This is a genomic window from Burkholderia sp. CCA53 (assembly GCF_001685525.1).
Taxonomy (GTDB): Bacteria; Pseudomonadota; Gammaproteobacteria; order Burkholderiales; family Burkholderiaceae; genus Burkholderia; species Burkholderia multivorans.
The window spans coordinates 2,060,681-2,080,991 of sequence record NZ_BDDJ01000002.1; the positions used below are offsets into that span (position 1 = coordinate 2,060,681).

General features: G+C 68.4%; 13 protein-coding genes. 8 read left to right on the forward strand and 5 right to left on the reverse strand.

Annotated features, from left to right (window positions below):
- Positions 1-197 precede the first annotated feature (197 nt).
- Entirely contained in the window at positions 198-2,444 is a 2,247-nt protein-coding gene (gene pbpC / locus BCR55_RS25455) for a penicillin-binding protein 1C (RefSeq protein ID WP_053298498.1), read from the reverse strand.
- Positions 2,441-8,482 (reverse strand): MG2 domain-containing protein, encoded by a 6,042-nt coding sequence (locus BCR55_RS25460; RefSeq protein WP_065496453.1) that lies wholly within the window; start codon positions 8,480-8,482, stop codon positions 2,441-2,443. Before BCR55_RS25460 ends, pbpC begins: the two co-directional genes overlap by 4 nt.
- 275 nt (positions 8,483-8,757) lie before the next feature.
- Here BCR55_RS25460 and BCR55_RS25465 point away from each other — a divergent pair, with 275 nt between their 5' ends.
- The 5 genes from BCR55_RS25465 (at position 8,758) to BCR55_RS25485 (ending at position 13,917) form a co-directional block, all read left to right on the forward strand.
- A complete protein-coding gene (locus BCR55_RS25465) occupies positions 8,758-9,264 on the forward strand; it encodes a sugar dehydrogenase complex small subunit (protein WP_006396897.1) in 507 nt (168 codons plus the stop codon).
- Positions 9,264-10,883, forward strand: a complete 1,620-nt coding sequence (locus BCR55_RS25470; RefSeq protein ID WP_006396898.1) for a GMC family oxidoreductase — start codon at positions 9,264-9,266, stop codon at positions 10,881-10,883. Before BCR55_RS25465 ends, BCR55_RS25470 begins: the two co-directional genes overlap by 1 nt.
- A 2-nt stretch (positions 10,884-10,885) precedes the next feature.
- Positions 10,886-12,163, forward strand: coding sequence for a cytochrome c (locus BCR55_RS25475; protein ID WP_006403391.1), 1,278 nt, complete (start codon positions 10,886-10,888; stop codon positions 12,161-12,163).
- A gap of 174 nt (positions 12,164-12,337) precedes the next feature.
- Positions 12,338-12,757: a DoxX family protein gene (locus tag BCR55_RS25480; RefSeq protein ID WP_006412656.1), complete on the forward strand. Its 420-nt coding sequence runs from the start codon at positions 12,338-12,340 to the stop codon at positions 12,755-12,757.
- A 56-nt stretch (positions 12,758-12,813) separates the two neighbouring features.
- Complete coding sequence (locus BCR55_RS25485) at positions 12,814-13,917, forward strand: porin (RefSeq protein ID WP_006403393.1); 1,104 nt, start codon at positions 12,814-12,816, stop codon at positions 13,915-13,917.
- 119 nt (positions 13,918-14,036) lie between these two features.
- Here the strand turns inward: BCR55_RS25485 and BCR55_RS25490 are convergent, their stop codons facing one another.
- Together BCR55_RS25490 and BCR55_RS25495 are read right to left on the reverse strand one after the other, a co-directional pair.
- Positions 14,037-15,350 carry an MFS transporter gene (locus BCR55_RS25490; RefSeq protein WP_006403394.1) on the reverse strand — a complete coding sequence of 438 codons (1,314 nt, stop codon included), beginning with the start codon at positions 15,348-15,350 and terminating at the stop codon, positions 14,037-14,039.
- A 41-nt stretch (positions 15,351-15,391) separates the two neighbouring features.
- On the reverse strand, positions 15,392-16,576 hold the full coding sequence (locus BCR55_RS25495) for a M20 aminoacylase family protein (RefSeq protein ID WP_006403395.1): 1,185 nt from the start codon (positions 16,574-16,576) through the stop codon (positions 15,392-15,394).
- Between the two features lie 181 nt (positions 16,577-16,757).
- On the opposite strand from BCR55_RS25495, the gene BCR55_RS25500 reads away from it, so the two are divergent.
- Together BCR55_RS25500 and BCR55_RS25505 are read left to right on the forward strand one after the other, a co-directional pair.
- Positions 16,758-17,660, forward strand: coding sequence for a LysR substrate-binding domain-containing protein (locus BCR55_RS25500; RefSeq protein ID WP_006403396.1), 903 nt, complete (start codon positions 16,758-16,760; stop codon positions 17,658-17,660).
- A 133-nt stretch (positions 17,661-17,793) separates the two neighbouring features.
- Positions 17,794-18,114 carry a pyrimidine/purine nucleoside phosphorylase gene (locus BCR55_RS25505; protein WP_053298464.1) on the forward strand — a complete coding sequence of 107 codons (321 nt, stop codon included), beginning with the start codon at positions 17,794-17,796 and terminating at the stop codon, positions 18,112-18,114.
- Positions 18,115-18,201: 87 nt separating this feature from the next.
- On the opposite strand, the gene BCR55_RS25510 is transcribed toward BCR55_RS25505, so the two are convergent.
- Entirely contained in the window at positions 18,202-18,528 is a 327-nt protein-coding gene (locus BCR55_RS25510; protein WP_012216902.1) for a hypothetical protein, read from the reverse strand.
- Positions 18,529-18,864: 336 nt separating this feature from the next.
- Here BCR55_RS25510 and BCR55_RS25515 point away from each other — a divergent pair, with 336 nt between their 5' ends.
- Positions 18,865-20,280 (forward strand): circularly permuted type 2 ATP-grasp protein, encoded by a 1,416-nt coding sequence (locus BCR55_RS25515; protein ID WP_035488112.1) that lies wholly within the window; start codon positions 18,865-18,867, stop codon positions 20,278-20,280.
- Positions 20,281-20,311 lie beyond the last annotated feature (31 nt).

Below are 20,311 nucleotides of genomic sequence, written 5' to 3' on the forward strand. Positions count from 1 at the left end.
GCGTCAGGTAACCGAAGCAAGCGGCACTGCCGCCCACGCCGGCACCCGGCTTCGGCGCGCGGCGCGCGAACGAGGGATGACCAAAAAACTCGGCGGCGGCGCGCAATGCAGCGTCGGGCAACGGCAGCAAGCCGCAATGTCGCTCACGCTGGCACCCGGCTTCCGCGCGCGGCCCGCGAACCGACGCGCGCCGGCCGTTACGGCTTGCGCGCGTCGGGTTTGGCGAACGCGCCGCGCACCTCGAAGCCGATCGCATCGGCGACGTTGCCGCGCGCATCGACGAGTTCGAGCCGGTGCCGCCCCGGCCACGGCATCCATGCGATGCGATCGCCGTGCCCGATGATCTTGTCGTCGAGCCGCCACGCGAACCGCGCCGCGCGGCCGGCCGTGCGCTCGAACCAGATCCGCTGGTGCTTCGGCGGAATGTCGGGATCGATCGCGAAGATCGTGCCGTCGGTCGGCGCGCCGATCGTCAACGGCGCGCGCGTGCCGTTCTTGTCGGGCGTGACCGGCGCCGCCAGGCGGATCGTGTCGAGCGCGGTGCCCGCGACGAACCATTCGTTGCGCGGCGGCTCGACGTCGCGCTCGAACGCGATGCGGCGCGCTTCGACACCGGACGGTGCGCGCGGCGCGCGGCTCGGTACGTCGCGGTGCAGATAGCCGACGATCGCCGACCAGACCGGCGAGGCGCCCGTCACGCCGGATACGTCCCACATCGGCGAGCCGTCCGCATTGCCGACCCACACGCCGACCGTATAGCGCGACGTATAGCCGATCGTCCAGTTGTCGCGCATGTCCTTGCTCGTGCCGGTTTTCACCGCCGAGAAAAAGCGCGTCGCGAGCGGGTTGTCGAAGCCGAACGTGCGCACGCGCGCGTTGTTGTCGGCGAGGATATCGGTGACGATGAAGCTGGCGGCTTCGCTGAATACGCGCGTGCCGTCCGCTGCGCGCGCGGGCGACGCGGCGCCGGACGCCGGCGCCGGCAGGTCGACGACCTTGCGCGCGACGCCGCCGTTCGCGAGCGCGCGGTAGGCGTTCGTCAGCGACAGCAGCGTGACGTCCGCGCTGCCGAGCGCGAGGCTGAAGCCGTAGTAGTCGCCTTCCTGCGCGAGCGGCAGGCCGAGCGCGGTCAGCGTGCGCGCGAAGCGGTGCGGCGTGACGAGCACGAGCGTGCGCACGGCCGGGACGTTCAGCGAGCCGCCGAGCGCGCTGCGTACGCTGACCCAGCCCTTGAAGTCCTTGTCGTAGTTTTGCGGGATGTACAGTCCGCCGCCGGCCGCGAGGTTGATCGGTGCGTCGTCGAGCAGCGACGCCGCGGTCAGCCGCTTCTCGTCGATCGCCTGCGCGTACAGGAACGGCTTCAGCGTCGACCCGGCCTGACGCGGCGCGAGCACGGCGTCGACGTCGCGTGCGCTCGACAGCGCGCCGGACGAGCCGACCCACGCCCGGATTTCGCCCGTCGCGTTGTCGAGCACGACGACCGCGCCGTCCTGCACGTTGCGCCGGTGCGCGGGCGCGTTCAGCTCGGTGAGCGCACGCGTCAGCGTATCGCGCGCGAAGCGCTGGAGCGACGCATCGAGCGTCGAGCGCACGCGCGCGCCCGCGGCCGGCCGTACTTCGGCGGCGATGCGCCGCGCGAAATGCGGCGCGAGCGCCGCGCCGTCGTCGCGGACCGCGGCGGCGGGGCGCGCCGTGACGAGCTGCACGTAGCCGTCGAGCGACGTGCAAGCGTCGGCGGCGCGCATGTCGCGCAGGATCCGGCACGCGCGTTCGGCGACCTTCGCCGGCGTCGCATTCGGCGCACGCACGAGCGCGGCGGCGATCGCGGCCTCGCGCGTATCGAGGCCGGACGGCGCCTTCGCGAACAGCACCTGCGACAGCGCGGCGAGCCCCACCGTCTCGCCGCGAAACGGCACGAGGTTCAGATAAGCCTCGAGAATCTGGTCCTTACGCCAGCTGCGCTCGAGGCGCAGCGCGTCCATCGCCTGCACGGCCTTCTGCGGCAGCGAGCGCTGCCCCGAACGACGCGGCGAATCGCCCAGCAGGCCCGCGAGCTGCATCGTCACCGTCGAGGCGCCGCGTGTGCGCTCGTTCCAGAGATTGCCCCACGCGGCACCCGCGATTCCGCGCCAGTCGACGCCGCTGTGCGCGTAGAAGCGCTTGTCCTCGGACACGACGATCGCTTCGCGGAACGCGGGCGAGACGTCGGCGAGCGACACCCAGTCGCCGCGCCGCTCGGTGAGGTCGACGCGCGTGCGCTGCAGCGGCGTGCCGTCGCGGGCAAGCAGCACCCAGTCGGTGCTGCGCCACGCTCCGCGTACGTCGTCGTAGCTCGGCAGCGCGTGCGCGATGGCCGGCGCCGCGAACGCGAGCGCGGTCGCAAGCAGCAGGCGGCCTGCGGTGCGCGCGAACCGCGGCGACTTCGGCGCGCGCGTCGCGCTCATGGGCGGCTCGCGGCGGCCGGCTTCACGGTGACCGGCGGATTCGGCCACAGCCCATACACCGACGGCGCGTACAGCGCCTCGACGCGCGTCGGCGGCAGCCCGAACGTGCCGACGTTGTTCAGCCGCACCGTGTACTCGACCGAGAATTTGCCCTTCGGCAGATAGTCGTAGTACGCGCGGTAGCCGTCGAAGTCGCGTTCGACGAACGCGGGCCAGGCGCCGTCGGGCCGCTTCTCGTCCTGCGTCGCGACTTCGGAATCGCGGCCGAGGCCCGAGCCGAGGATCGTCGCGCCGGACGGAATCGGATCGTTGACGACGACCCACGTCATGTCGCTCTGCGCGTCGATGTCGAGATGCACGCGCACGACGTCGCCGCGCGTCAGCACGCCGCTGACGGCCGGCTGCACGGGCGTGACCGTCTTCGTGATCCGGTAGCCGGCCGCGAACGGCGCGCGCAGCGGCACGGCCGCGAGGCTTTCGACGGTCGCCCACGGGCGGCCCGTGCCGTCCTGCGTGACGGACAGCGTGGCCGGCGCCTGCGAGGTGCGCGGCCACGGCATCAGCACGCTGCGCGCAGCGGCCGCGCGCGTCGCGGCGGTGGCCGATGCCGGTGCGTCGGCGGCCGCGGGCGGCTGCGACCACGCGATCGTGCGTTCGTTGTCGCCGAGGGCGATCTTCGTCGTGCCGGCGACGGGCGCGCTCTCGTACGTGCGCGAGAAGCGTTCGACGGCCAGCAGGCCGAGCGCGTTCGACGTCGTCGTCTGCCATGCGCCCTGACGTTGCAGCGCGAGCAGGCCGGCGGTCACGCGCGGCATCTCGTCCTTCCACGCCGGATCGCCCGCGAATTCGAGCGCGAGGCGTGCGGCGTTGGTCTCGTTGCTCGTCATCAGCCACCACAGATCGTCGTCGCGCGCCGTCGAGAACACGAGTTGCGTGCCCTGATAGGTGAGGCGCGCGCGCAGGATCTGCTCGACCTGCGCGCGTTTCTCGTCGCGCTGCGCAATGTCCTTCACGCGCGTGAGGATCGCGTGATAGTCGATCAGCGCGGACGTCGGCCACTGGTTCGGGGCGATCTCGATCGATCCGAGCATGCGGGCTTGCGCGGCGCCGTAGCGCGACAGCGCCTCGATCGCCGCGAGCTTGCGCAGGTCACGGTCCTGGCGCGGCGCCCAGCTGTTGCGCTCGATGCGTCCGTCGACGAAGCGCGCGAGCCCGGCCTCGAGCTGCGTGCGCAGGTCTTCCGGCAGCGCGAAGCGCGGATCGAGCCGGCCGGCTTCGTCGGATACGACGAGCAGATAGGACGACAGCGTGGGGCTGCCCGAGTGCGCGTCGTCGGACGCCGGCGGGAAGTAGCTGGCGAGCCCGTCGCCGTCGAGATAGACGGCCATGCGCGCGACCAGCGCCTGCCATTGCGCGGCATCGCGCAGGCCGATCGCGCGCGACGTCTGCTGCTCGAGGCAGCGGTACGGATAGCGCTCGAACCAGCGCCGCACGCCGGGCAGGCCGTCCGCCAGCTTCGACTGCAGCGACACCGCGATGCCGCCGCGCGGCGCACCCTGCGCATTGACGACGGCGCCGGCCGGCGCCGAAACGGGCACCGTCAGCGTGCCGTCGACCTGCGCGAGCGTCGCCTGCTGCACGGTCACCGGCAACGCGGGCACGACCTTCTGCGCGACGGCCAGTGCATCGGACGCGCGCTTGCCGCCTTGCTCCGCCGCTTCGATGCGCCAGTTCAGCGCGCCCGTCGCGTCGAGCGCCTGCTCGGGCACGGTCACGGTCCAGCCGACCTCGGCGGCCGCGTTCGCCGCGATCGAGACGGTCTGCGGTGCGAGGTCGAGCCCCGTCACGCGCGGCGTCACGGCGACCTGCATCGCGCGGTCCGTCGTATTGCGCAGCGTGATCTGCGCGCGGAACGCATCGCCTTCGCGCACGAGCGGCGGCAGCCCGGAGATCAGCTGCAGATCCTGCGTGCTGCGGATCGACGTGCTGCCGGTGCCGAAGCGATCGGCGCCGACCGCCGCGATCGCGACGATCCGAAAGCGCGTGAGCGCATCGTTCAGCGGCACGTTGACGGTCGCGCTGCCGTTCGCGTCGAGCGTCACGCGCGGGTTCCACAGCAGCAGCGTGTCGAACAGCTCGCGCGTCGGCGCGCTGCCGCCGCCGCCACCCGCGGGCACGGCCTTGCGCCCGAAGTGCCGGCGGCCGACGATTTCCATCTGCGCGGTCGCGGTCTCGATGCCGTATGCGCGACGCCGCAGCATCGCGTCGAGCAGATCCCAGCTCGCGTTCGGCATCAGTTCGAGCAGCGCCTCGTCGACGGCCGCGACGGCGATCTGCGTGCCGGCCGGCGCCGGCTGCCCGTTCGGCAGCGTGACCTTGACCTGTGCGCGTGCGGTGCCGCGCACCGTATAGCGCGTCGCGTCGGTCGTCACCGTAACGCCGAGCCGGTGCACGCCGGTGCCGACCTTGATCTCGCCGAGACCGTAGCGGAACGCGGGTTTCGACAGATCGACGAACGCGGTCGGCGCCTCGTAGTGGCGGCCTTCGCGCCAGAACGCGCGCGCCCATTCGACCGGCGCCTTCCAGCCCCACGTGAAGAACGAATACCACGGCACCTCGCGAATCCGGCCGCGCAGCGCGAGCACCGACACGTAGACGTTCGGCCCCCAGCTTGCGTCGACCTTCAGGTCGACCATCGGATTCTTGCCGTTCAGCTCGACGACGTGCGTTTCCATGACGCCGCCGCGTTCGACCGCGACGAGCGCGGTCGCGTAGCGGAACGGCATGCGCACCTGGAAGCGCGCGGTTTCGCCGGGCTCGTACGCGGTTTTCTCCGGGATCACGTCGATGCGGTCGGTGTTGTCGCCGCCGAACCAGAGTTCGTCCTCGCGCGTGACCCATACCGACGTCGAGGCGTTCGACGTGCGGCCGTCGCCGTCCTTCGCGACGGCGATCAGCTGCACGTTGCCGGCCTGTTCGAGCGTCGCGTCGCAGGCCATGCGGCCCTTGTCGTCGGTCTTGCCCGAGCACAGCACGCCGAGATCGCGCGTGTCGCTCTTGTTGTCGTACGCGTAGAAGCCGCCGACCATCCGCTTGCGCGACGAGGTCGTGATCCGTGCGACGCCCTTGATCTCGATCGGCACCGATGCGCGCGGCTTGCCCTGCAAGTCGACCGCGAGCGCCTGCACCGGCACGCGCTGGCCGACCGACACCCAGCGGCCGGCCTTGATCCCGGCCACCACCGCGGCGGGCCACAGCATCGTGTCGCCGCGGATCGTCTGCACTTCGCCGTTCGGGTCGGCGAAGGTCGCTTCGAGCGCAATGCGCTTCGGCGCGTCGATCGCGGGCAGCCCCTTCAGCGTGATCGCGCCGGCACCGTTGCGGTCGAGCGTCAGCGGCAGCTTGTCGGCGATCAGCTTCGTCGCGTCGGGATCGCCGTTCGCGGACGATCGGCTGTCGTCGTCCTGTTCATCGTCGTCAGCCATGCCGTCGCCGGTGTCGGGACGATACGGCGTGAAGCTGAAATCCTCGAAGCGGTCGGCGAACGGCGGCGAGGCCCATTTCATCAGCGCCGACACCTGCACCGGCAGGTTCGATGCGCCGCCGCCCGACACGTAGTCGATCTGCACGTCGAGCGGCGCTTCCTTCGCGGCGACGAGCGGGCTCGTCTGCGCATCGCGCGCGCCGATCGTGCCTTTCAGCACCGGCAGCCGGAACGCTTCGACGCGGAAGCTGCCGCTGTAGATGCTGCTGGTCGGCGCATCGTCCGGGCCGTCTTCGAGCTCGACGCTGTATTCGCCGAGCTTCGCGGCGGCCGGCAATGCGAACTGCGTGTCCGCGCTATGGTCGGCGGCCCACGTGAGCGGCAGCTTGTAGGTCTGGCCGCTGCCGAGATGGCGGATCGTCACGCGCGTCGGATACTGCGACGGGAACGCGAGGCTCTGCAGCGTCTCGGTGCGCACGAAATGCTTCATCGAGACAGTTTCGCCCGCGCGCAGCAGCGTGCGGTCGAACACCGTGTGCGCGCGCACGGTCGGCGCATGGTCGGTGTCGGTCGGCACGTTGAAGCGCCATGCCTCGATCCCGCGGTTCCAGTTCGAGCTGACGAAGGCCATGTCGCGGCCCGTCTTCGGATCGTCGACGCGCGCCGACACGAAGTAGTCGTTGAAGGTCTCCGACGAGCGGCATTCACGCTTGGGCTCGAACGGCCCGTCGATCTTCAGCAGGCCTTGCGCGTCGGTCTTGCCGGCCGCGATCTCGTCGCCGTTGCAGTCCGATACGCGGATCTGCGCGTTCGGCACCGGCTTGCCCTTGTCGAGCGTCGTGACCCAGACGAGGTTGTTGTCGCGGCCTTGTTTCAGATGCACGCCGAGGTTCGTGACGAGCACGGCGGTGCGCACGTACATCGTCGACGGCTTCGCGAGCAGCGAGCGGCCGAGCGCCGGCGACGCGAGTTCGAGCACGTAGAAGCCCGGCTTGTCGATCGGCACGCCGACGACCTCGAACGGGCGCAGCGTCTTCGGGTCGGCCTTCGGCAGCGTGAGCGTCTGCACGCCGCGCTCGCCGCCGAGCAGCGACAGCGAGCGCACGTCGATGCGGCGATCCTTCGGCGCCGGCATTCGCTCGCCGGCCGCGAGCGGCACGTAGACAGGGTGCTGGCCCTTGCGCGTCAGCAGGCCGGGCATCCGTTCGTCGATCGCGCCGGCCGTCATCGCCCAGTTGTCGAAACGCTCGACGTTGCGCATCCATTCGCGGATCGCCGTGTCGTCGTCGACCTTCAGGTTCGAGAATTGCGCATCGCCGGCGTTCAGGCCCGCGACATGCAGATCGGCTTCGACGTTGCGCAGCGTGACGGGCACGAGTGCCGGCGTATCGGGCTCGGCGAAACGCTCGACGATGCCGAACGTGCCCGACGAAAACTTCGCGAGCGGCGGCATCGGCGCGGTGCGTGTCGCGAGCGGGAACAGGTCCGCGTTCGCGAGCGGGCGGTCCGTCACGTCGTGCAGCCGCGTCGGCAGCTCGATCGTCAGCGCGGCCTGCGCGGGCAACGGTGCGGCGAACGTGACGGTCGTCACTTCGTCGCTGCGGTCGTCGGCCGCGAAGGTCGGCGACAGTGCGCCGTCCGGCCCGCGCAGCCGAATCGCTTCCGCGTCCTTGCGCGCGATCGGCGCATTGAAGGTCAGCGTCAGCGGACGCAGCGGCGTGCACGGCGCGTTCGCGTTCTCGCGCTCGCACGAAAAGCTCGCGGCGAACGGCGCACGCACGGTGAAGTCGAAGCGCCGCTCCGTCTCGTTCGCGATGCCGCTCGGGCTCGCGACACCCTTGCCGTACACGAGCTGCATCTTCGCGCTGGCCGGCAGCGCCTGCGCGCATTGCAGCGTCAGCACGCGCGCGGCGTCGCGCTTCCAGCCGAAGTGGTCGAGCAGCGCGGTGCGCGTCGCGCCGTCTGCGGCGGCGACGGGGATCCGGTTGCCGATGCCGGCCGCTTCGCACCAGATGTTCGCGAGCGCCGAGCGCTCGTCGGCCGGGCCGTTCAGCTTCAGCACGAACACCTGCCGCTCCTCGATCTCGCGCGCGCCGGGCCGCACCGATACCGGGAACGGTCCGCCCGTTTGAAACGCGAAGCGATGCGGGCCGCCGAGCGCGTTGCCCGCGACCGAACGCAGCGTGTCGTTCAGTGCGACCGCGCACCGAACGCCGGGCGGCAGGTCGTTTTCGAAATCGTAGACCCACGTCTTGTCGTCGAGCCAATGGCCCTGGCCGCGCGCGGCAGCCGCGTCGGTGCAGGTCACGCGCGCGGGATTCGGCGCGGACGCCGAGCCGAACGCGACCATCGCTTCGTCGAACTTGACGACGGCCTGCCGGACTTCGGTGACGGTGCCTTGCGGCGAGACGCTGACGGTGCGCGCCGCGCCCGCATGCAGCGACAGCGCCGCGGCGCCGGCGAGCGCCGCGAGTGCGCCTGCCTGCCAGAGACGACGAGCGCGATCGGGATGATGGATTCGCTCAGGTTTGTTATCGTGTTTGCGTTGCTTCATCGCTCGATGCCCTCGGAGGGAAGCTTTCTGTTTGATTGCACGCGATTCTAACCGAGCGTCTGTGAGGCGGAACGCGACATGCTTCGTGTCGCACACGTGTCGCGCCGACGACACAAAAATGCAGCGAAATGGCGATCGTTACGAATGGCGACACATTGAATGGACTATAAAACCATTGTCCGTTCCGGAATGTGCGCGTACATTTCAGGTCCGCGCCGATTTTTGAGAAATATCAAGCGTGGTTTTCCCGAATCCGGTGTTCGAGAGAAGGAAACATGCACAACGACAACACTCCCCACTCGCGTCGCCACGGCGACGCAGCCGCATCAGGCATCACGCGGCGTCAATGGTTGCAAGGCGCGCTGGCGCTGACCGCAGCGGGCCTCACGGGTTCGCTGACATTGCGGGCGCTTGCAGACAACCCCGGCACTGCGCCGCTCGATACGTTCATGACGCTTTCCGAATCGCTGACCGGCAAGAAAGGGCTCAGCCGCGTGATCGGCGAGCGCCTGCTGCAGGCGCTGCAGAAGGGCTCGTTCAAGACGGCCGACAGCCTGCCGCAGCTCGCCGGCGCGCTCGCGTCCGGTTCGCTGACGCCTGAACAGGAATCGCTCGCACTGACGATCCTCGAGGCCTGGTATCTCGGCATCGTCGACAACGTCGTGATTACGTACGAGGAAGCATTAATGTTCGGCGTCGTGTCCGATACGCTCGTGATCCGTTCGTATTGCCCCAACAAACCCGGCTTCTGGGCCGACAAACCGATCGAGAGGCAAGCCTGATGGCCGATACCGATACGCAAAAGGCCGACGTCGTCGTCGTTGGATCGGGTGTCGCGGGCGCGATCGTCGCGCATCAGCTCGCGATGGCGGGCAAGGCGGTGATCCTGCTCGAAGCGGGCCCGCGCATGCCGCGCTGGGAAATCGTCGAGCGCTTCCGCAATCAGCCCGACAAGATGGACTTCATGGCGCCGTACCCGTCGAGCCCCTGGGCGCCGCATCCCGAGTACGGCCCGCCGAACGACTACCTGATCCTGAAGGGCGAGCACAAGTTCAACTCGCAGTACATCCGCGCGGTGGGCGGCACGACGTGGCACTGGGCCGCGTCGGCGTGGCGCTTCATTCCGAACGACTTCAAGATGAAGAGCGTGTACGGCGTCGGCCGCGACTGGCCGATCCAGTACGACGATCTCGAGCCGTACTATCAGCGCGCGGAGGAAGAGCTCGGCGTGTGGGGCCCGGGCCCCGAGGAAGATCTGTACTCGCCGCGCAAGCAGCCGTATCCGATGCCGCCGCTGCCGTTGTCGTTCAACGAGCAGACCATCAAGACGGCGCTGAACAACTACGATCCGAAGTTCCATGTCGTGACCGAGCCGGTCGCGCGCAACAGCCGCCCGTACGACGGCCGCCCGACTTGTTGCGGCAACAACAACTGCATGCCGATCTGCCCGATCGGCGCGATGTACAACGGCATCGTGCACGTCGAGAAGGCCGAACGCGCCGGCGCGAAGCTGATCGAGAACGCGGTCGTCTACAAGCTCGAGACGGGCCCGGACAAGCGCATCGTCGCGGCGCTCTACAAGGACAAGACGGGCGCCGAGCATCGCGTCGAAGGCAAGTATTTCGTGCTCGCCGCGAACGGCATCGAGACGCCGAAGATCCTGCTGATGTCCGCGAACCGCGATTTCCCGAACGGTGTCGCGAACAGCTCGGACATGGTCGGCCGCAACCTGATGGACCATCCGGGCACCGGCGTGTCGTTCTATGCGAGCGAGAAGCTGTGGCCGGGCCGCGGCCCGCAGGAGATGACGTCGCTGATCGGTTTCCGCGACGGTCCGTTCCGCGCGACCGAAGCGGCGAAGAAGATCCACCTGTCGAACCTGTCGCGCATCGACCAGGAGACGCAGAAGATCTTCAAGGCCGGCAAGCTGATGAAGCCCGACGAGCTCGACGCGCAGATCCGCGACCGTTCCGCACGCTACGTGCAGTTCGACTGCTTCCACGAAATCCTGCCGCAACCCGAGAACCGCATCGTGCCGAGCAAGACGGCGACCGATGCGATCGGCATTCCGCGCCCCGAGATCACGTATGCGATCGACGACTACGTGAAGCGCGGCGCCGCGCATACGCGCGAGGTCTACGCGACCGCCGCGAAGGTGCTCGGCGGCACGGACGTCGTGTTCAACGACGAATTCGCGCCGAACAATCACATCACGGGCTCGACGATCATGGGCGCCGATGCGCGCGACTCCGTCGTCGACAAGGACTGCCGCACGTTCGACCATCCGAACCTGTTCATTTCGAGCAGCGCGACGATGCCGACCGTCGGTACCGTAAACGTGACGCTGACGATCGCCGCGCTCGCGCTGCGGATGTCGGACACGCTGAAGAAGGAAGTCTGACCGTGCGGAAATCTACTCTCACTTTCCTCATCGCCGGCTGCCTCGCGTTGCCGGGCTTCGCGCGCGCGGCCGATGCGGCCGATCCGGCGCTGGTCAAGCGCGGCGAATACCTCGCGACCGCCGGCGACTGCATGGCCTGCCACACCGTGAAGGGCGGCAAGCCGTACGCGGGCGGCCTTGGCATGCCGGTACCGATGCTCGGCAAGATCTACACGAGCAACATCACGCCCGATCCCGATACGGGCATCGGCAAATGGACGTTCGAGGACTTCGAGCGCGCGGTGCGGCACGGCGTGTCGAAGAACGGCGACAACCTGTATCCGGCGATGCCGTACGTGTCGTACGCGAAGATCACGGACGACGACGTACGCGCGCTGTACGCCTACTTCATGCACGGCGTCGAGCCGGTCAAGCAGGCGCCGCCGAAGAACGAGATTCCCGCGCTGCTCAGCATGCGCTGGCCGCTGAAGATCTGGAACTGGCTGTTCCTGAAGGACGGCCCGTACCAGCCGAAGCCGTCGCAGAGCGCCGAATGGAATCGCGGCGCGTATCTGGTGCAGGGTCTCGCGCACTGCAGCACGTGCCACACGCCGCGCGGCATCGCGATGCAGGAGAAGTCGCTCGACGAAACCGGCGGCAGCTTCCTCGCGGGGTCGGTGCTCGCCGGCTGGGACGGCTACAACATCACGTCGGACCCGAATGCGGGGATCGGCAGCTGGACGCAGCAGCAGCTCGTGCAGTATTTGCGCACCGGCAGCGTGCCGGGCGTCGCGCAGGCGGCCGGGCCGATGGCCGAGGCGGTCGAGCACAGCTTCTCGAAGATGACCGAAGCGGACATCGGTGCGATCGCCACGTACGTCCGCACGGTGCCGGCCGTTGCCGACAGCAACGCGAAGCAGCCGCGGTCGTCGTGGGGCAAGCCGGCCGAGGACGGGCTGAAGCTGCGCGGTGTCGCGCTCGCGTCGTCGGGCATCGATCCGGCGCGGCTGTATCTCGGCAACTGCGCGACGTGCCACCAGATGCAGGGCAAGGGCACGCCGGACGGCTATTACCCGTCGCTGTTCCACAACTCCACCGTCGGCGCGTCGAATCCGTCGAACCTCGTGCAGGTGATCCTGAACGGCGTGCAGCGCAAGATCGGCAGCGAGGATATCGGGATGCCCGCTTTCCGCTACGATCTGAACGACGCGCAGATCGCCGCGCTGACGAACTACGTGACCGCGCAGTTCGGCAATCCGGCGGCGAAGGTGACGGAGCAGGACGTCGCGAAGCTGCGCTGACATAGTCGGGCGCGCCGACACGGCGCAACCGATAGGAACAGGAGGAGCACAGCACATCGGGCGGGCCCGATGCCGGTTGTTGCAGAGCGGGGCGGGCGGCACGTGCGGCCGCCCGCTCCGGTTCGTTCGCAATGCGGTGCGCATCGCGCGCATCGTCTTTCGCTGATCAATACCATGACACCGAACCAACCGTTTCTCGCGTCCCAGCGCGATGTGCTGCTGCTGCTTGCCCGTATCCTGCTCGTGATCCTGTTCGTGATGTTCGGCTGGAAGAAGATCGTCGACTTCTCCGGCACGATCGCATTCATGGGCACCGAGGGCGCGCCCGCGCCGATCGTGTCCGCCGCGATCGCGGTCGTGATGGAACTCGTCGTCGGGATCGCGATCCTGGTCGGCTTCCAGACGCGGCCGCTCGCGCTGCTGCTTGCGCTGTACACGATCGGCACCGCGCTCATCGGCCACCGCTACTGGACGATGACGGGCGGCGAGCAGATCAACAACATGATTCATTTCTACAAGAACATCGCGATCTCGGGCGGCTTGCTCGCGCTGTGCGCGGCGGGGCCCGGTCGGTTTTCGATCGATCGCGGATGACCGGGCGCGCGCATGGGGCGCGCGTCGGACGGTCGAGACTCCGAGGGGGCATCACTTTGCGACTCACATACTTCGCATCGCTGATCGCGGCCGTCGCACCGGCGGTGGCGATCGCGCAGACCAGCGTGACGCTGTACGGCCGTATCGACGGCGGCGTCGAATACCTGAACCACATCGCGACGCCGAACGGCAGCGCGACGCGCTGGAGCGCCGAAGGCGGCGACTGGGGTACCAGCATGTTCGGGCTGAAGGGCGTCGAGGATCTCGGCGGCGGGATGTCGACCGTGTTCAACCTCGAGACCGCGTTCCAGGTAATGAACGGCCGCACCGGTGGCGGCCGCCTGTGGTCGCGGCGCGCGTACGTCGGGCTGAAGAGCGACACGTGGGGCCAGCTGCAGGCCGGCCGCAACCTGTTCATCGACAGCGACGGCGTGTGGGAATTCGATCCGTTCGTGCAGCAGGCGTTTTCATCGGCGTCGCTCGTGCGCGGCCGCAACTGGCAGCAGACGAGCAACAACATCGAGTATCACAGCCCGGTGATCGGCGGGTTCGACGTGCAGGCGCAGTACGCGTTCGGCAACCAGTCGCGCGGCTTCAACTACGGCGCGGCCGACGATTTCGGCCGCTCGGACGGGATCATGATCTCGTACCATTCGCCGGTGCTCGACGTGCGCGGCATCTACGACGAGCTGCGCGACAACAACGGCAAGTTCAGCAACATCTTCACGGCATCGCGCGAGTATTTCGTCGGCGCGAACGTGAAGATTTCGAAGTTCAAGATCCAGGGTGCCTATACGCACTACCAGGCGCCGGACAGCCCGGCCGGCGTTGCCGATCGCGCGGACCACTACTGGCTCGGCGCGACCTATGCGGCGACGCCGCAATGGGCGATGACGGCCGGCGGCTACTACGTGAAGGTCGGCGACGGCGGCGGCGATGCGTCGCACGATCCGTCCGGCCACGCGATCATGTACGTGCTCGGCACCACGTACAACCTGTCGAAGCGCACGTTCCTGTACGGGACGGTCGCGTACGTGCGCAACGGCGGCAACTCGAACTTCTCGCTGCTCGCGACGCCGCGCGATGCGTCGCCGAACACGAGCCCGATGACGGGCGAATCGCAGACGGGCGCCTACGTGGGGATGATGCATACGTTCTGAGCGGCACATGCCATAAAAGACACACGGGCCCGGCGGGCCCGTGTCCTTGGCATGGCAGCGCGGCGCACTGCGTGCCGTACGCGTCTGCGGCCGTCGTGCAGCTTTCGGGCGCCCGCTCGTCAGTCGAGCGGGTGCCCGGCCTTTTCGTCCATGCACCGCACCGCGACCAGCGTCAGCACGCCGCAGCCGATCGCATACCACGCCGGCGCGTTCGGGTTGCCGGTTGCCGCGATCAGCCAGGTGACGAAAAATTGCGCGAAGCCGCCGAAGATCGCGACGCCGACGCTGTACACGAGCGCGCCGCCCGTCGCGCGCACCGCACGCGGGAACAGTTCGCCGAGCATCGCACCGGTCGCGCCGATGTTGATCGCATGCACGACCGACAGCGCGGCGATGATCGACAGCAGCGACACGGCGCCCGGCCAGCGGTTCAGCGCGATGAAGGCCGGGTAGATCGCGAGCATCAGCGCAACGCGCGTCCACCAGACGATCCGGTTGCGGCCGACCACGTCGGACAGATAGCCGCCGATCGGCGTCGCGAGCATCAGGATCGCGCCCGCGACGCAGCCGGCCGTCATCGACAGCCAGGTCGGCAGATGCAGCACCTGCACGCCGTAGATCGCCATGTAGAACACGATGATGTAGTGGATCGACGTGCCGCCGATCGTCACGCCGAGCCCCGCGAACACCGCCTTGCCGTGATAGCGCAGCACGTCCGCGAGCGGCAGCGACGCGACTTTCTCGGCAGGCGCGTGCGCGGCCGACGGCACCTCCTCGACCGTGCGGCGCAGCCAGTAGCCGAGCGGCACGAACAGCGTGCCGATCACGAACGGCACGCGCCAGCCCCAGCTTTCGAGCTGCGCGGCGCTCAGCGTCGACGTCAGCGCGACGCCGGTCAGCGCGCCCGCGAGCGCGGCGAGCCCCTGGCTCGAGAACTGGAACGACGCGTAGAACCCGCGACGATGCTGCGGCGCCTGTTCGAGCAGCAGCGTCGTCGATGCGCCGACTTCGCCGCCCGACGCGAATCCTTGCAGCAGACGCGCAAGCACGAGCAGCAGCGGCGCCGCGATGCCGATCTGCGCGAAGGTCGGCGCGACGGCGATCATCGCGGTGCCGAGCGCCATCAGCAGCAGCGTCAGGATCATCGCTTTCTTGCGGCCGACGCGATCCGCGTACATGCCGATCACGAGCCCGCCGAGCGGCCGCGTGACGAAACCGACGCCGAAACTCGCGACCGCGAGCATGAGCTGCCCGAACGACGAATGGACCGGAAAGAACAGCTTGCCGATCAGGATCGCGAAGAAGCTGTAGACGGTGAAATCGTAGAACTCGAGCGCGTTGCCGACGGCGGCCGCCGCGATCAGGCGGCGCTTTTTCGCGGCGGTCGGTGCATCGGCCGGCGTACCGGCGAACGAAAGGGTAGACGTTTCCATGGGATTTCCCGATAAGCGCACAGCGGCGTGAGAACAGGCCGTCAGGCCGCGAGCCAGCCTTCGGCGACGCGCACCCAGTAGCTCGCGCCGATCGCCAGGATGTCGTCGTTGAAGTCGTAGCCGGGGTTGTGCACCATGCAGCCGCCCTTGCTGCCGATCCCGTTGCCGATGAACGCATAGCAGCCGGGCCGCGCTTCGAGCATGAACGCGAAGTCCTCGCTGCCCATCAGCGGCGGCGCGTCGATCTGCACGCGATCGTCGCCGAGCATGCCGCGCGCGATGTCGGCCGCGAAGGCCGTGGGCTCCGCATGATTGACGAGCACCGGATACCCGTAGTCGTAGTCGACGTCGGCCGTCACGCCGAAGCTCTCGGCCTGGCCCTTCACGAGCGCTTCGATGCGGCGCGCGAGCAGCGCGCGCACGTCGGCGTCGAGCGCGCGCACCGACAGCTTCATCACGACCGTTTCCGGAATCACGTTGAAGGTCTCGCCGGCCTGCACGCTGCCGACCGTGATCACCGCCGCGTGCTGCGCATCGACTTCGCGCGCGACGATGGTCTGCAGCGCGACCATGATGCTGCCGGCCGCCGACATCGGATCGCGCGCGTAGTGCGGCATTGCGCCGTGACCGCCGACGCCGCGCAGCGTGATCGTCACGCGGTCGGCCGACGCCATCGTCGCGCCGCTGCGGAACGCCATGTCGCCGGCCGCGCGGCCCGGCATGTTGTGGATCGCGAAGATCGCATCGCACGGGAAGCGGTCGAACAGCCCGTCGTCCATCATCGCCTTCGCGCCGCCGAAGTTTTCCTCGGCCGGCTGGAAGATCAGGTTCAGCGTGCCCGAGAAGCGGCGCGTGGCGGCGAGGTGGCGCGCCGCGCACAGCAGCATCGCGGTATGGCCGTCGTGGCCGCATGCATGCATCTTGTTCGCGTGACGGCTCGCATACGGCAGCCCGGTCGCTTCGGCGAGCGGCAGCGCGTCCATGTCGGCGCGCAGGCCGACCGTGCGGGCACCCTGGCCTTCGCGCAGCACGCCGACCACGCCGGTCTTGCCGATCCCGCGATGCACCTCGTAGCCCCAGCCGGCGAGCAGCTCGGCGACGAGATCGCTCGTCAGCGTTTCTTCGAAGGCGAGTTCGGGATGGGCGTGGATGCGGCGCCGCACGTCGATGAGTTCGGGCGCGATCGCGGCGATGCCGGGGATGACGGGGTTCACGGCTGCGGGCATGGTGTCTCCGATGGGGCGGGTGAGGCGTTTGATGCGCTTATGACCCGCAAGCATATAAATTTCTTTTGCGTACCAGAAGCTGATAAATTGCTTCGGTGCTTACCGCCGGTTGCCGCCGGGAATACCCTGACGCGGCGCGGCCGGACGGGCTTCGGGTTTCCACGAATCGCGCATTGCCGCCATGAAATATCACCAGTTGAAAGCGTTCGTCACCGTCGCGGAAGAGGGCAGCATTCGCGCGGCCGCGCGCCGGCTGAACGTGTCGCCGGCCGCGCTGACGAAGGCCGTGAAGGAGCTGGAGATCGCGCTCGGCGTGTCGCTCGTCGTGCGCACCGCGCGCGGCGTGCAGCTCACCGCATTCGGTCAGCAGCTGCAGGTGCGCGCGCGGCTGATCGTCGCCGAGATGCAGCGCGCACGCGACGACATCGAACAGGCGCAAGGCGCGATGACGGGCTCGGTCGCCGCGGCGATCACGCCGGCCGCGGCGGTCACGATCCTGCCCGACGCGTTTCGCGCGTTTCGCCGGCGCTTTCCGGTCGCGCGCGTGAGTTTCGTCGAAGGATTTCCGGGCGTCGCGCTGCCGCGGCTGCACGACGGCTCGCTCGATTTCGCGGTGGCCGTCGTCGTGCCCGAACTGCTCGCGGCCGAATTCGATCACGCCGAGCTGTACGCGAGCCGTTCGCTGATCGTCGCGCGCAAGGAGCATCCGCTCGCGTCGGCGACGTCGCTCGCCGATCTCGTCGATGCCGACTGGCTGATGAACCCGTCGCCGGAAAGCTCGACGCAGGTGCTGTTCAATTCGTTCGTCGCGTACGGGCTGCCGGTGCCGACGCGCGTCGTCGAATGTCCGAGCTTCGGTCTCGCGCACAGTCTGATGACGGGCGCCGATCTGCTCGCGTCGATGCCCGAGCAGCTGCTCGAGGTCGAATGGGCACGCGACCGGCTCGCGGTGCTGCCGATCCGCGAGCGTCTGCCGGCCGTGTCGGTGCAGGTGATCACGCGCCGCGACAGTCCACTGACGCCGGCCGCCGCGATGCTGCTCGACTGCCTGCGCGACTCCGCACGTCGCAAGGGGTTGCGCTAGGGCGCGACGCGTATGCGGGTTCCACGAACAGGCCGCGACCGCGACCCGGTATCATGACGGCCGGCCTGCCGTCGCGGCCGGCCTGCGATTCATCGCCGTTCAGGCGTTTCCATTCAGCAACGAGAGACATTTCATGACCAGTGCTACCCAATTTGACGACGTGTCGGTCGTCAAACGCGCGAACGTCTATTTCGACGGCAAGTGCGTGTCGCATACCGTGCTCTTTCCGGACGGCACGCGCAAGACGCTCGGCGTGATCCTGCCGTGCGCGCTCAACTTCGGCACGGACGCCCCCGAATTGATGGAAGTGCAGGCCGGCAAGTGCCGCGTGAAGCTCGACGGCAGCGACACATGGCAGACCTACGGCGCGGGCGAATCGTTCTCGGTGCCGGGCAAGAGCCGCTTCGACATCGAGGTGATCGAGACGCTCGATTACGTCTGCAGCTATCTGTAAGCGCGCATCGCACCGCAAAAAAAAGCCCCGCCGAAGCGGGGCTCGCTGTTTGTGCAAGGACGGCGCAACGCCGTCCGGCACCGGCCGTTACAGGCACGCGTTGATGTCGCCGGCGGCCGCTGCGTCGCCGCGCAGGCCCACCCACGTCTTCGCGCCGGCCTGCCACGACGGACGCACCATCGCGGCGGCGCCGTTCGGCGGCTGCTGACCCGGCACGTACACGTCGGTCGCGAGGCCGTTCGCGAGCACGTTCTGCGAGATCACCTGCTGCTGCGACTTGTCGGCCCACGTCTTGGCGATACAGGCCGACACATCTTCTGCCGGCTTCTGGCTTTGTCCCACATTCTGCACGGCAGGGCCGGCTGCATGAGCAGAAATTGCCACGGTCAATGCGATGAGCGGTAAGTATTTCACGTTCGTTATCTCCCTCGAGTCGTGATTGATTGAGTGGGAAGCGCAGCAACGCTGCGTGGAAGTGAGAGTCGCCGTCGTCGGACGCGGTTCCGACAATTCCGAAACAAGTTGTTAACGCGCTTGCAAAATGCCGGCCGCGATGCACGCGCGCGTGCGCGATCGCGGCGCATCGATGCGGCGCTGCGCGGCGAACGCTGCACCGCCGTGGTGCGGCGGCATGCCCGGCGGCGCCGAGTCGGCGCGAAAGCGGGGGATCCGGAAGGCACGCTCCTTGCAGGGCACTGTGTACGCCGGTCCGGCATGCGTAATGCCGGCAGAACGATGGAGAACAAGTCGATGAAACCGTTCGATGAAATGCTGCAATCCGGCGACACGGTCAGGCTGCCTTATGCGCGCCTGAAGCAATGGCTCGACACGCAGAACCCCGCGAGCCTCGCCCAGAAAGCCCACGACGCGGAAGGCGTGTTCCGCAGGACGGGCATCACGTTCGCCGTCTACGGCGACGCGGAGGCCGCCGAGCGGCTGATTCCGTTCGACATCGTTCCGCGCATCATCTCGGGCGCGGAATGGAACCGGCTGTCGCTCGGCATCGAGCAGCGCGTGATGGCGCTCAATGCGTTCCTCGACGACATCTATCACCGCCAGGAGATCGTTCGCGCGGGCATCGTGCCGAAACACCTGATCGCGCACAACGATGCGTTCCTGCCCGAGATGATCGACTTCCGGCCGCCGGGGAACGTTTATACGCACATCATCGGCGTCGACATCGTGCGCACCGGCGAGAACGACTTCTACGTGCTCGAGGACAACGCGCGCACGCCGTCCGGCGTGTCCTACATGCTGGAAAACCGCGAGACGATGATGCAGCTGTTTCCGGAGCTGTTCCAGCAGGTGAAGGTGCGCCCGGTCGAAACCTATCCGCAGATGCTGCGCCAGTCGCTGGCGGCCGTCTGTCCGCCGGGCGGCAACGCGGACAACCCGACCGTCGCCGTGCTGACGCCCGGCATCCACAATTCGGCCTACTACGAGCATTCGTTCCTCGCCGACCAGATGGGCGTGCATCTGGTCGAAGGCAGCGACCTGCAGGTGATCGACGGGCGCGTCGCGATGCGCACGACCGAGGGCTTCCAGCCGATCGACGTGCTTTATCGCCGCGTCGACGACGCGTTTCTCGATCCGCTCACGTTCCGCGCCGATTCGGTGCTCGGCGTCGCGGGGATCATGGACGTCTACCGCGCCGGCAACATCACGATCGCGAACGCGCCCGGCACCGGCATCGCCGACGACAAGGCGATTTATTCGTACATGCCGGAGATCGTCGAGTTCTACACGGGCCGCAAGGCGCTGCTGCAGAACGTGCCGACCTGGCGCTGCGGCGACGCCGACAGCCTGAAGTACGTGCTCGATCATCTCGACGAGCTGGTGGTCAAGGAAGTGCACGGCTCCGGCGGCTACGGGATGCTCGTCGGGCCGTGCGCATCGAAGGCCGAACTCGATGCGTTCGCAACGAAGCTGCGCGTGCGTCCCGCGAACTACATCGCGCAGCCGACGCTCGCGCTGTCCACGACGCCGATCCTCACCGAAGCGGGGCTCGCACCGCGGCACGTCGATCTGCGCCCGTTCGTACTCGTGTCCGACCGCATCCGCATCACGCCGGGCGGGCTCACGCGCGTCGCGCTCAAGGAGGGATCGCTGGTCGTCAATTCGAGCCAGGGCGGCGGCACCAAGGACACCTGGGTGCTGGCCGACTGAGTGCGACGCACGCGCGCGCCGAACGCGCCGC

Coding starts and splice junctions, on each gene's coding strand:
- pbpC (WP_053298498.1), bottom strand. CDS start 2,444: ATGAGCGCGACGCGCGCGCCGAAGTCGCCGCGGTTCGCGCGCACCGCA.
- BCR55_RS25460 (WP_065496453.1), bottom strand. CDS start 8,482: ATGAAGCAACGCAAACACGATAACAAACCTGAGCGAATCCATCATCCC.
- BCR55_RS25465 (WP_006396897.1), top strand. CDS start 8,758: ATGCACAACGACAACACTCCCCACTCGCGTCGCCACGGCGACGCAGCC.
- BCR55_RS25470 (WP_006396898.1), top strand. CDS start 9,264: ATGGCCGATACCGATACGCAAAAGGCCGACGTCGTCGTCGTTGGATCG.
- BCR55_RS25480 (WP_006412656.1), top strand. CDS start 12,338: ATGACACCGAACCAACCGTTTCTCGCGTCCCAGCGCGATGTGCTGCTG.
- BCR55_RS25490 (WP_006403394.1), bottom strand. CDS start 15,350: ATGGAAACGTCTACCCTTTCGTTCGCCGGTACGCCGGCCGATGCACCG.
- BCR55_RS25495 (WP_006403395.1), bottom strand. CDS start 16,576: ATGCCCGCAGCCGTGAACCCCGTCATCCCCGGCATCGCCGCGATCGCG.
- BCR55_RS25500 (WP_006403396.1), top strand. CDS start 16,758: ATGAAATATCACCAGTTGAAAGCGTTCGTCACCGTCGCGGAAGAGGGC.
- BCR55_RS25505 (WP_053298464.1), top strand. CDS start 17,794: ATGACCAGTGCTACCCAATTTGACGACGTGTCGGTCGTCAAACGCGCG.
- BCR55_RS25515 (WP_035488112.1), top strand. CDS start 18,865: ATGAAACCGTTCGATGAAATGCTGCAATCCGGCGACACGGTCAGGCTG.